This is a genomic window from Rossellomorea aquimaris (assembly GCF_020171925.1).
In the GTDB taxonomy this organism is placed as follows: domain Bacteria; phylum Bacillota; class Bacilli; order Bacillales; family Bacillaceae_B; genus Rossellomorea; species Rossellomorea aquimaris_F.
Genome location: NZ_JAIVAR010000003.1, coordinates 1 through 11592 on the forward strand (window position 1 = coordinate 1; position 11592 = coordinate 11592).

12 protein-coding genes and 1 rRNA gene are annotated in these 11592 nt (G+C 43.3%); 3 read left to right on the plus strand and 10 right to left on the minus strand.

What is annotated here, in order from left to right:
* Positions 1-98: ribosomal RNA gene (locus LCM10_RS11385) — 16S ribosomal RNA — on the minus strand; the annotation flags it as partial.
* A gap of 275 nt (positions 99-373) precedes the next feature.
* On the minus strand, positions 374-1246 hold the full coding sequence (locus LCM10_RS11390) for a nucleotidyltransferase-like protein (protein WP_224876407.1): 873 nt from the start codon (positions 1244-1246) through the stop codon (positions 374-376).
* A 151-nt stretch (positions 1247-1397) separates the two neighbouring features.
* Between LCM10_RS11390 and LCM10_RS11395 the strand changes: the two genes are divergently transcribed.
* Entirely contained in the window at positions 1398-1745 is a 348-nt protein-coding gene (locus LCM10_RS11395; RefSeq protein WP_224876408.1) for a YgzB family protein, read from the plus strand.
* A gap of 93 nt (positions 1746-1838) precedes the next feature.
* Here LCM10_RS11395 and perR read toward each other — a convergent pair whose 3' ends face one another.
* The 5 genes from perR to LCM10_RS11420 form a co-directional block, all read right to left on the minus strand.
* Complete coding sequence (perR, locus tag LCM10_RS11400; RefSeq protein WP_224876409.1) at positions 1839-2285, minus strand: peroxide-responsive transcriptional repressor PerR; 447 nt, start codon at positions 2283-2285, stop codon at positions 1839-1841.
* A 157-nt stretch (positions 2286-2442) separates the two neighbouring features.
* Complete coding sequence (locus LCM10_RS11405; RefSeq protein WP_224876410.1) at positions 2443-2991, minus strand: cob(I)yrinic acid a,c-diamide adenosyltransferase; 549 nt, start codon at positions 2989-2991, stop codon at positions 2443-2445.
* A 1-nt stretch (position 2992) separates the two neighbouring features.
* A complete protein-coding gene (locus LCM10_RS11410; protein ID WP_318247491.1) occupies positions 2993-3946 on the minus strand; it encodes a D-2-hydroxyacid dehydrogenase in 954 nt (317 codons plus the stop codon).
* 232 nt (positions 3947-4178) lie between these two features.
* Complete coding sequence (gene bcp, locus LCM10_RS11415) at positions 4179-4649, minus strand: thioredoxin-dependent thiol peroxidase (protein ID WP_224876411.1); 471 nt, start codon at positions 4647-4649, stop codon at positions 4179-4181.
* Positions 4650-4722: 73 nt separating this feature from the next.
* Positions 4723-5124 carry an ion channel gene (locus tag LCM10_RS11420; protein ID WP_224876412.1) on the minus strand — a complete coding sequence of 134 codons (402 nt, stop codon included), beginning with the start codon at positions 5122-5124 and terminating at the stop codon, positions 4723-4725.
* A gap of 172 nt (positions 5125-5296) precedes the next feature.
* On the opposite strand from LCM10_RS11420, the gene LCM10_RS11425 reads away from it, so the two are divergent.
* Both LCM10_RS11425 and LCM10_RS11430 read left to right on the plus strand, forming a co-directional pair.
* A complete protein-coding gene (locus LCM10_RS11425) occupies positions 5297-6583 on the plus strand; it encodes a glutamate-1-semialdehyde 2,1-aminomutase (RefSeq protein ID WP_224876413.1) in 1287 nt (428 codons plus the stop codon).
* Between the two features lie 228 nt (positions 6584-6811).
* A complete protein-coding gene (locus tag LCM10_RS11430) occupies positions 6812-7894 on the plus strand; it encodes an FUSC family protein (RefSeq protein WP_224876414.1) in 1083 nt (360 codons plus the stop codon).
* Between the two features lie 468 nt (positions 7895-8362).
* Here LCM10_RS11430 and LCM10_RS11435 read toward each other — a convergent pair whose 3' ends face one another.
* The 3 genes from LCM10_RS11435 to LCM10_RS11445 all read right to left on the minus strand — a co-directional run bounded on the left by LCM10_RS11435 (position 8363) and on the right by LCM10_RS11445 (position 11589).
* Positions 8363-8593: a hypothetical protein gene (locus LCM10_RS11435; RefSeq protein WP_224876415.1), complete on the minus strand. Its 231-nt coding sequence runs from the start codon at positions 8591-8593 to the stop codon at positions 8363-8365.
* Positions 8594-8699: 106 nt separating this feature from the next.
* A complete protein-coding gene (locus LCM10_RS11440; RefSeq protein WP_224876416.1) occupies positions 8700-9197 on the minus strand; it encodes an AAA family ATPase in 498 nt (165 codons plus the stop codon).
* 424 nt (positions 9198-9621) lie between these two features.
* The gene (locus LCM10_RS11445; protein WP_412103395.1) at positions 9622-11589 is read right to left on the minus strand and encodes a cytochrome c peroxidase; all 1968 of its coding nucleotides are present in this window, start codon (positions 11587-11589) and stop codon (positions 9622-9624) included.
* Positions 11590-11592: the final 3 nt, after the last annotated feature.

Genomic DNA, 11592 nt, shown 5'->3' on the forward strand with positions numbered 1-11592 from the left:
CTGATCTCAGGGAGCAAGCTCCCATCGATCCGCTCGACTTGCATGTATTAGGCACGCCGCCAGCGTTCGTCCTGAGCCAGGATCAAACTCTCCGATAAAAGTTTGAATAGCTCTTTTTTTGTAACGATAATCGTTACGGTAAATCAAGAATTAACGTTGACGTATTGTCTTGTTTTGTTCAGTTTTCAAGGTTCAATTTGTTAAGTGCTTCGTTTGAAGCGACCTTTACATCATATCAAGTTATCAACTCGATGTCAACAACTTTTTTTATTTTTTCAATGTCGCCACTGACCGTACTCATTTGTCGTTCAGCAGCGACAAGTAATAATATATCAAGCTTCAGACTTTAAGTCAACAACAAATTAATATTTTACTATAATTTTTTCGGCGCTTGATAATACCGATGATAAACGCCTTTACCCTTCGTCTCCACATCGACAATTTCAACAAAGCCTTTATCCGTTAAATATTCGATCAGCATCCCGAGGTCAACGGAATAATGTCTCGCTTCCTCATGGTTGAGGAGCTCTTGGAAACTCCAGCTATCCTTCTGTTCCAAAATGCTAACCAAGTGTTCTGATGCCACCTTGGTTCTTGAGTGGATCAGGAACTCACTGGCCAGGAATAACAGCTCTAGCCTTTTATCAATCGGTTCTTCACTGGTGACAAGCTCTTCATATAATTTATAGATTTCAGGTTCGATTTGCTTCACTTGGTTCCAGACGGTCACTTCAGGGTGGAACCCGTTTTCAATGACAGCGAGTCTCGCCAGATGATGCAGCGAGTGAACGATATGATTGTAGGCATCCAGATAATGTTTGGATTCAAAGAACACCTTTCCATCCATATAACGGCGGATCAGCTTCCCGAATTCCATTCCCATCTTGATTTTCCTCCCATAGAACGGGAAGTCCCTTAATTCGGTTCTAAGGCCCTGAACATATTCATTACGGTCAAATAGTATCTTTCCATTGAATAGCCAGTCGATTACTTTCCTATTGGAACCGAGTAAGATCCACTCTTTCAGTTTTTCTTCTGTCACGATATGCAAGGCGGCCTTGTGATCTTTGTAAGTATAATGCTTAACAAATACAGGTTCATCCGCCTCTTTTACAATAAGGAACAATACGATATCAAATGTATCCGTGACCGGGCTTGATTTCTTGCTTTGTTCTATTAATAAGACACCTAATGTATTTGGGTGGCTGGTACGTTCCTGATAAATAGGGCGTAAAATGTCTTCCATTACAAACTCCTCCACATCAATCATTGGTTGGTAACTATTTCGACATCGATTCACGATTTCCTTCTCTCATAATAGTCATTTTTCGACAGATGGTTTTCTTATCCACTCATACCCACAAATATGGTATAGTATTTCTCTAGGAGGGACAATCATGGCAAAGAACTATTCGAGTAAGATCAATAAAATTCGTACGTTTGCTTTAAGCTTGGTATTTATCGGTTTTATCATTATGTATGTAGGAATCTATTTCAAATCACATCCCTGGGTGATGACGATCTTTATGTTGCTCGGTTTTCTTGCAATCATCGGCAGTACGGTTGTTTATTTCTGGATCGGGATGTTATCGACCAAGGCAGTGCAGGTCCAATGTCCAAATTGCGGCAAGGTCACAAAGGTGCTGGGCCGTGTAGATATGTGTATGTACTGTAATGAACCGCTCACTCTCGACCCTGAACTTGAGGGCGAAGAATTCAATGAAGATTATAATAAAAAGAACTAACTTATGACAAGAAAGACCGCCCATTGAAGGAGGTCTTTTTGTTTTTACATATCCGCAACAAAAAAAGAATGGTTCAACTGGGAACCATTCTTTCTAGTGAGTTTCTTTGACAGAACAATCCGGGCAAGTTCCGTAAATCTCCATTCGGTGATTGTTTACTTTAAATCCCGTTACGTGAGAGGCGAGATGTTCGACTTCATCAAGTCCGGGATAATGAAAGTCAACGATCTTGCCGCATCCATCGCAAATGACATGGTAATGATCTGTCGTGACAAAATCAAAGCGACTAGAAGCATCTCCGTAAGTCAATTCCTTTACAAGCCCAACTTCACGGAAGACCCGTAGGTTATTATAGACCGTAGCCACACTCATGTTGGGAAACTTTCCCTCAAGTGCTTTATATATGTCATCAGCTGTAGGATGAGCCATTGAATCGATAAGATACTCTAAAATCGCATGACGTTGAGGCGTGATACGGACTCCTGTTTCTTTCAATGTTGAAATGGCTTCTTTCAATTGTCCATCTTCTGACATCGTCATGCACCTCTTTTCATAAGAATTATTAATTTATAATCTTTATAAATAGTGTACTAATCGAGAGTGGCTTTTGTCAATCTTTCTCCATTGTCCCCACTGAATATTTCCACAAAAGGATGAACTACTGGCGGAGAAGCTTCAATTGGTTAAGAAGTAAGAGTCACTGATGCAGATTCCTCTCTTCTTCCCCCAATTGTTGATTGATATATCTCGCAGCCACAAATAGGAAGTCAGATAATCGATTCAGGTAAGACAGCACTAAAGGATTGACGTCTTCCCCAATTCCCACTGCCTCCCTTTCCGCCCTTCTCACAATCGTTCTCGCCGTGTGCATCGCTGCTCCTGCCGGGTGTCCGCCAGGAAGGATGAAATTATTCAATGGCGTCAAGGTTCCATCCAAAGAATCGATTTGTTTCTCTAACTCCTCGATATTTGAACTTTCAAGCTTCCACTTCACTTCTTTACCGGGAGGGGTTGCGAGTTCCGCTCCGACATGGAATAGGATCGTCTGGATTTTATGAAAGAAACCCTCAAACTGTTCTTTTCCGTCAAAGTATTCGACTTTCAGATAGCTTAACCCGAGACCAATCATTGAATTCGCCTCATCGCAAGTTCCGTATGCTTCCACACGCTGATCCTTTTTGGATACACGTGATCCATATACAAGTGAGGTAGTCCCTTTATCGCCTGATTTCGTATAAATCTTCATATTAATATCCCCTCTCTGTGTCGATCACATTAATCAGTTCTTCGCTCTTATTAAGATATGATTCCAAATTCTTTTTAAAAATATCAAACGCTCTCGGCATATACATCTTGGTGATGCTCGATAAATGCGGCGTCACCGTAATTCCTTCCTCCCGCCAGAAAGGGTGATCAGAAGCCAGAGGCTCTTGCTCGAAGACGTCAAGGTAGAAATGCCCGATCATCTTATTCCTCACTGCATGTAGCAGGACGGATTCCTCCACAAGGTCACCTCGACCGACATTAATGAAAACAGAGGTGTCCTTCATAGCTTCGAAATGGTTTGATTGAAGAATGTATGTGGTTTCTCCGGTGCTCGGCAGGACAGAGACGATATAATCTGCATGTGGAAGATATTCTTCGAAGTTCTGTAGCGTAAACATGCGGTCGAAGTGCCCAGATTGGTTACCTGTCGTATTCACTCCGGATGTCTCCATATTGAACGCCTTACCGATCCTTGCGATCTCACTTCCAATTGCCCCCGCTCCCAAGACCATCAAGGTTGCACCGTGAAGTTCAGAGGTTGGGACCCTCCTGCTCCAGACAGCTTCTTCCTCCTGCTTACGCACAAGCTGCAGTTGCTTTGCATGTTGAAGGATCAATCCGAACGTAAACTCCGCCATCGGGATTTTATGTATGCCCCTTGCATTGGTGACCAGGATCCCCTTCTCCCTGATTGATTCAAATGGCATTTTCTCAAGGCCGGCAGACGTCACCATGATCCATTTAAGTTTCCCCGAGAGCTCTATATGCCGCTCCGACAAGTCCTCGCCCATCGTGACTAAGATATCTGCATGAGGTAATGCAGATTCGGCTTCCTCGATTTTTTTATAAAACAAAAAATCAACTTCCGGAAATTGCTGAGTCAAATCGTCGACAAACTCTTCCTTCGGCTGAAATGTAAAGACAATCTTCATCATGTACCCTCCCATCCCCATTGAAGATAGTTTACCATATTTTATCCCGTATTCGGATACCGCAGGCTTTCACAGTGTGCAAGCAGGAATAAAAAAAAGGACCGATGAACATCGATCCTATACACGGATGAGACTGACTTATTTGAGGAGGTTGCCCTACTCTTACTATATGTCCATACAACGGATGTGAATGGACATCCGCCTCATCACGGGTAAATTAGGCTAAAAAATAGGCTTAAGAGAGGTTTTCCTCTATGTAATGGAGTGCTTCCTCGACATGGCCTTTGACTCTCACTTTTCTCCATTCTTTAACGAGGTTTCCTTCCTTATCGATGATGAAGGTTGAACGCTCGATGCCCATATATTCTTTTCCGAAATTCTTTTTAAGTTTCCAAACACCGTATTCTTCTGCAACTTTATGATCTTCATCAACCAGCAGTAAAAAAGGGAGGCCGTGCTTGTCCACAAATTTTTCGTGTTTCTCGACCGGGTCCGGGCTTACTCCGAGGATCACTGCATCTAGTTGTTCAAAGTTCTCATGCTGATCCCTGAAATCGCACGCTTCCGTTGTACACCCAGGTGTCATATCTTTCGGGTAAAAGTAGAGAACGACATGCTTCCCTTTGTAATCAGATAGCTTCACGTTCTCTCCGTTGCTTGCCATCAATTCGAATTGGGGTGCCTTTTGTCCAGTTTCAACCGTCATTTCCTAATCCCTCCATTAAGTTTATTTCTACTTTTAGCGTACCCAAAAGAGAGGGAAAACTCAAATAATACGGCTACTTATCTTGATTCAAAAATGACTTTACAACAAAGGCAGCGGGTATCGTGTAGCCAAGCCAAGATTCGATAAGAGCAATGCCCCTGCCGATCCCGACCGGAGTCACATCTCCATATCCTACAGAGAAAAGGGTGATGCCGCTGAAGTACATCGTGGTAAAAAGATGGTCATAGAAGTCCCCAGATACCGGCTGCCCGTTTTCCACAAGGATCTGTATCCCTTCGATTTCAAGCAGGGTAAACAGTAGACCGAACCCCAGCATAATGGTTACATAACACATTCCTAAAAAGAAGAAATGCTGAAAAGATACATAATGTCCCTTCCACTTTGAAGGGTAAAAAAGCGACCTTAAACTCATGATCATACACAACAGGATCATGACAGCAAGTACATACAGCATATCCATCCCCCGTTTCGAGCCTGTCTATCGTATATGTACGCTTTCTTATCAAGAATCATTCCGCCTGCCCAACTAAATATGAAGCACGAGGGTTCAAGTTGCTAATTTACTTTCATGCATACTACAATAGTGAAGGTAAGTAGACTTATAGGATTAACCAGGAGGGTATAATATGAAATTCACTCAATCAGAGAACTTACATAAAGAAGCGTTACAGCATATCGTCGGAGGTGTTAACAGCCCTTCCCGCTCTTATAAAGCCGTCGGTGGTGGTTCCCCCGTCGCGATGGAAAGGGGTCAAGGTGCGTATTTCTGGGACGTTGACGGAAACAAATACATCGACTACCTGGCAGCATACGGTCCGATCATCACGGGTCATGCCCATCCCCATATTACTGAAGCCATAAAAAAAGCAGCGGAAAATGGGGTGCTATACGGTACACCTACGAAACATGAAGTGAAATTTGCCAAGATGATCAAAGAAGCGATGCCTTATATGGATAAGGTACGATTCGTCAACTCCGGGACGGAAGCCGTCATGACAACGATCCGTGTCGCACGTGCATACACTGGCCGCGATAAAATCATCAAGTTTGCCGGTTGCTATCACGGACACTCCGATTTAGTTCTTGTTGCGGCAGGTTCTGGTCCATCCACACTTGGAACACCAGATTCTGCCGGGGTACCTAAAAGCATCGCACAGGAAGTGATCACGGTCCCATTCAATGATATCGAGCCATTCAAGGAAGCGATGGAAAAATGGGGAGATCAAATTGCCGGTATCCTGGTCGAACCGATCGTTGGGAATTTCGGAATTGTCGAACCGAAAGAAGGCTTCCTCGAACAAGTGAATGAGATTGCCCACAACGCTGGAAGTCTTGTCATCTATGATGAAGTAATCACCGCATTCCGCTTCATGTACGGCGGAGCACAGGACATGTTGAAGGTAGAACCGGACCTGACTGCGCTCGGGAAGATCATCGGTGGAGGACTTCCGATCGGTGCGTACGGTGGTAAATTGGAAATCATGGAACAGGTCGCACCGCTCGGACCTGCCTATCAAGCAGGGACGATGGCCGGAAATCCTGCATCCATTCTTTCAGGGATCGCCTGCCTTGAAGTCCTCAAACAAGATGGTGTTTATGAGAAAATGGATAAACTGGGACAAATGCTTGAAGAAGGAATCCTCTCGGCAGCGAAGAAACACAACACACCGATCTCGATCAACCGCTTGAAAGGCGCCCTCACACTTTACTTTACTGAGGAGAAAGTTGAAAATTACGAGCAGGCAGAAGCGACGGATGGAGAAATGTTCGCCAGGTTCTTCAAACTTATGCTGAACCAAGGAATCAACCTTGCTCCTTCTAAATATGAAGCATGGTTCTTAACGACCGAGCACACTGAAGAAGATATCAAGGTAACACTAGAAGCAGTCGATAAGGCTTTTGCACAACTATAAGATACAATTGAATGAATCCCCCGCCCCAATTTTGGCGGGGGATTGTTTTACTACAAAAAAAATGAAAACCCTCCCATCCCTTACAGATACCTCCCCCGTTTAACCCCTGTCGAAAAAGGTAATAAATTTGTATGAAACTATTTGCAATTGCCTATTGATATTGCCTGAAACTACCTGTATAGTACAGTATTGTTTATCTAAAAGTTACTCAAGAAAGGACCTGTTTTCATGAAACTTGGTGCCCGCATATTTAAAACGGGAATCGCGATTGTCATTGCATTGCTTGTTTCACAGTTGCTGGATTTACCATCACCTGTATTTGCCGGGATCGCAGCGATATTTGCTGTGCAGCCGACCATTTACCGCTCTTATTTATCCATTATTGAACAAATACAGGCAAACTTGATCGGTGCCGGGACAGCAGTTTTATTTGTGCTTTTATTCGGAAGCAGCCCGCTTGTCGTAGGGCTTGCAGCCATCATCGCCATTGCCATCATATTGAAATTGAAGCTTGAGAACACGATCGGCCTTGCACTGGTGACGATGATCGCCATCATGGAGGTTACGGATCAGGCATTCATCCAGTTTGCCCTAATCCGTTTCTCAACGATCATGATCGGGGTGTTTTCATCGTTTCTTGTGAACCTGATCTTTCTGCCGCCGAAATACGAAACGAAATTGTACCATCGCATTTCTGATTCAAGCGAAGAAATCCTTAAATGGATCAGGTTGAGCATGAGGCATGCAACTGAATTCCATTTACTGAAAAAAGACCTTGAACGCATGAAAGAAAAATTGATCAAAGTCGATCAGCTTTACCTTTTATATAAGGAAGAACGAGACTATTTCAAGAAGAATTCCATCTCCAAGAGCAGGAAGCTTGTCATTTACAGACAAATGATTTCATCTGCAAACAGGAGTTTCGATATCCTGAAGCGGATCAATCGATATGAAAATGAGATCCTTCAATTGCCTGAAGAATTGAAGAACAGCATGAAGGGACAGCTTGACTGCCTTCTGACCTATCACGAACAGCTCTTACTGAAGTTCATAGGGAAAATGCATCCCCATACCGATTCAGAAGCATATCAGGATGTATGCCTTCACCGGAAGGACCTTATGAAGCGGATGCTGACTGAAATCCAAAGCAACACCGAAAATGGAAATATCCAAAACTATCATATGCTTCATATCTTTTCAGCCATCTTCCTTTACGACGAACATCTCGAGCACCTTGAAAAGCTGATTACGAGTTTTCAATCCTATCATACAGATGAGAATGAGGTAGAGATCGGAGAAGAAGAGGAATGAATGAAAAGGTTGTAGTGATCGACTGACGGGGTTAGATACGAACAATTTAAATACGTGGGCTTTATACCCGCTAATGATTTCCGTGCAAGACTTCGGCTTCCGCGGGTAGCCCGTGTGCCTCCTCTTCACTCCGTTCCTGCGGGGTCGAAAAGCGGAAGTGGGTGTTTTGCTCCCTTTGAAAAATGTTCTTCGACTTTAGAGGCGCTATTTGCCTCAAAAGTCGAAGGTTAATTTTCAAACGGGAGCAGACCACTGGAGCTGGACACGTCTCACCTAACTCGCTTCTCCCGCAGGAGTCTTCGTCTTGCACTCCAATCAACCGCTAGTTAGAGCTAAATCTAGTTGTTTGTTGGAACAAGTTTAAACCCGAACTGCAAATTAGTTCGGGTTTTAGTTTGTTTAAAACTTTTTAATCCTGTATCTTTTTTATGCTTTCTTCCCTCAAAGCCTCGCTTAATGCTATATGAACTAATTTCTCTTTCTCAACAATAAATAGATTAAAAAGCCAGTAATAATAAAGATCATTGCCCCAACTAACACCTTGACTAACGAGACACCAATTTGCACAGTATCTTCCGTTGCCTGCTTTATCTCATTGACTGTCCACCAGTTATCAATTGAAGATTCATATATTGCAAAGTATAGCCATAGTAAAAAACAGAAGAATACAAGTAAAACAACCCTCATTTTTCTATTCATAACATTTCCCTTCTACACTACAATTAGTTGTATATAGATAAAACTGAAGATCAGGTGTTGCAAACGAAATTTTCTTTCGTTTTATAACACTGTGTTGATCTCCTTGTTAATCCTGTCCTCTGAATTCCAATATATTTAAACCTTCTGATGCATCTGGTGCTTCAAAAAATCTCGTAACATGATTAAAGACTGCTTCAGTATCAAAAGCTGTTCTTTCCGGTTGTTCTTTACGTCTTTGATCAATTTGACGTAAGCATTGCTCGTTCGTTAGATTCAGGTAAATTAGTTGATGGTTTGCATTAGCCTCTGAGGCTATATCCAAAAACCACTTTCGAAGTTTTTTGGTGTTAGCTGGAAAATCCATCACTACATTTGTACCTACACTTAATAGATGTTGGACATGCTTTTTCACCAACGGCTTGAGTTGAGCTGAGAATGTAAGATAGTCCTCAAAGGATTCGATTTGATCCGGATAAAGAGATGAAAGCCATTCATCCTCAGACAACAAAACCGCATGTTTATCTTTCGCCAATTGGTTTGATTTAGTTGACTTTCCCGCTCCCATCTTCCCACAGAAAAAGTATAGCGTCCCCTCTGGTTTCAAATGTTATTACCTCCCAGGCTTATTTTAGTGGCTTAATGTCTAATCTGGGTTAGATTCATCATGAGTCTGGGTATATTACTTCACGATTTCCACTTAATTTTAGCACACCCTTAAATTATTTAATCCATTATATGGCCCGTTAATTGAATATTATCTCTTATATTATCCATCGTTCCTGATTAATCTTAGTTGCCACTTTTACGACATCCCGCCAAAATCTCGTATCCTACAATAATTATCCCCCCCATGTAAATAAGGATGTGAGTTCCCAAAAGATATAGCCTCCTATAACACCTGTCATCACAATAAAAAAACGCACTGTAAATTTCATTATGAAATACAGTGCGCTTTGCTTTGATATTTACTTGCTTAACCCTCTAAAGTAAACCCCGTTAGAGTTCGACTCTGCATGCTTTTTTACCGTTCAGTCCAGGGACCTCACATAGTCAGCGATTTTACTAATCTCTATCTCACTCAGTCCTTCATTTCCTTCATACTTATGGCGCTGGATTGATTCCTCGATCGTCTTGGCACTGCCGTCATGGAGGTAAGGGGCCGTGGCCCATACGCCAACCAGGCTTGGTGTATCAAAACTGATACCATCGCGGGGATTGGTGAAGTTTGCCCTCGCGTCTCCCTCTGAAGGGACATCAAGCTTGTTTGCCGTGCCGATATCATGAAGGAAATCTGTATTATCGGTGGTAAGTTTCCCGTTAGCATCAACCGCTTTTACACTATCCGTGAATTGATTGCCGCTGTGACAGGAAATGCAGGATGCCTTTCCTTCGAACAGTTGTTTTCCTTCCTTGGCTGAGGTTGTCAGTTCTCCATTCACTTTATATGGACTTTGTGGTACCGGCAGGGAAGCGGGATCCTTAAGGTATGCGAATAAATCATCATACATCGCCTCGACATCCGAAGGAAGCTCTTCACCAGGCTCATACTCCATCATGCCTCCCATTTCATCCTGTACGGTCAGCAGATAATCGGTGAAATCATCCCTGCTTCCATCCCAGAGGAAGACCCCTGTTTCGGCTGCCCTCGTATTGGTTGGCACATTCCTCGGACCTTTCCCGGCCATGAGGGTCAAACCGTTGATTTCCCCGTCACTGTGACAGGACACACAGCTCATCCAATTGTTGCCCGAGATGTCAGCTGCAAATTCATCACTATTGGCACTGTTAAAAATCGTCTTCCCACGGCGGACCTGGGGATCAAGGGGATCGTCACTGATCAAGAGGATGTTTTCACCCTGCATCTTCGCCCTTGAATGGGTCGATGTCCCCCCTGAACGTATGGTGGCTAAATCATGTGTCATCGCATTGTGGACGAATAACGTCTCCCCGTCCTTACTGAGGGCCAATCCCCTAGGATTATCCCCCTTTATTCTTCTTAAAACCTGTGTCGCATTCCCTCCACGCTTTAAGTCGAACACGACTAAATCCTCACTGCCTGCCATCGCAACGTATGCTTTGGATCCATCTTGCTGAAACGCAACATCATAAGGGTTTGATACGATGATTGTTTCATTCTTTGAATCTTTTACATTGATTTCTTGGAAAAGTTCTTTACGATCCTCTACTATTTCTTCATCCTTTGTTAAGTCAATCACCGATATGGCAGGAAAGATCGTTTCTTCAAAGTGGATTTTTGTGTCCACATTTGTGACGAGATGTGGAATCCACGCCGTTTTGCCATCAGGTGCAATAACAAATTGCTCAAGGGTATTCGGGATCCCCTGGCTTGCTTTATGGTCGGACACGTCAGGCGAGTCGGCCAATTTGAACGTTTTGACGATTTTTTCCTTCGATGTATCAAATACGGATATTTCTCCGGTCAGGTAGTGCGGGATATAAAGCTTTTCCCCACCTGCTGGCATGGCAAGGGTCCTCGGCCGGTCGTGAACAGGGATCGTTTCCTTCACTTCCCCCTCTTTGACGTCCACGATCATCAGCGTACTTTCCCGGTAATTGGTTACATAAAGTGTTTTGCCGTCTTCGCTCGTTAGAAGGCCAAATGGTTCCGAGCCGACTTGATAGGAATCGACTACCTCTCCTTTATCGGTGGAGATGACATCCACTCGATTATCATATCGGCATGACACATACAGCCTGTCTTCATCCGGGGACAATGCAAGCTGCACAGGCTCTTTCCCGACGGAAATCTCTTTTTCTACCTTTTTCGTTTTCTCATTCACAATGGATACCGTATTGGCATCAAGATTGGCAACGAATAGTTTGGTCCCCTCTTTATTTTCGAGGATATTGTCACTGTTTACGGCGTTGTCCCTGACAGTATCAAAACTCGGACTATTTCCCATCACGTCTATTGAACAGGCAACAAGCGTTCCTGCAATGAGAAACGCTGCTATATACCCTATTATTTTTTTCATGGA

Bases quoted from the DNA above. Each gene is read 5' to 3' on its own strand.
- LCM10_RS11395 (WP_224876408.1), top strand. From the start codon at position 1,398: ATGGCAAAGAACTATTCGAGTAAGATCAATAAAATTCGTACGTTTGCT.
- LCM10_RS11430 (WP_224876414.1), top strand. From the start codon at position 6,812: ATGAAACTTGGTGCCCGCATATTTAAAACGGGAATCGCGATTGTCATT.
- perR (WP_224876409.1), bottom strand. From the start codon at position 2,285: ATGACGATGTCAGAAGATGGACAATTGAAAGAAGCCATTTCAACATTG.
- LCM10_RS11445 (WP_412103395.1), bottom strand. From the start codon at position 11,589: ATGAAAAAAATAATAGGGTATATAGCAGCGTTTCTCATTGCAGGAACG.
- LCM10_RS11405 (WP_224876410.1), bottom strand. From the start codon at position 2,991: ATGAAGATTTATACGAAATCAGGCGATAAAGGGACTACCTCACTTGTA.
- LCM10_RS11410 (WP_318247491.1), bottom strand. From the start codon at position 3,946: ATGATGAAGATTGTCTTTACATTTCAGCCGAAGGAAGAGTTTGTCGAC.
- bcp (WP_224876411.1), bottom strand. From the start codon at position 4,649: ATGACGGTTGAAACTGGACAAAAGGCACCCCAATTCGAATTGATGGCA.
- LCM10_RS11425 (WP_224876413.1), top strand. From the start codon at position 5,297: ATGAAATTCACTCAATCAGAGAACTTACATAAAGAAGCGTTACAGCAT.
- LCM10_RS11435 (WP_224876415.1), bottom strand. From the start codon at position 8,593: ATGAATAGAAAAATGAGGGTTGTTTTACTTGTATTCTTCTGTTTTTTA.
- LCM10_RS11390 (WP_224876407.1), bottom strand. From the start codon at position 1,246: ATGGAAGACATTTTACGCCCTATTTATCAGGAACGTACCAGCCACCCA.
- LCM10_RS11420 (WP_224876412.1), bottom strand. From the start codon at position 5,124: ATGCTGTATGTACTTGCTGTCATGATCCTGTTGTGTATGATCATGAGT.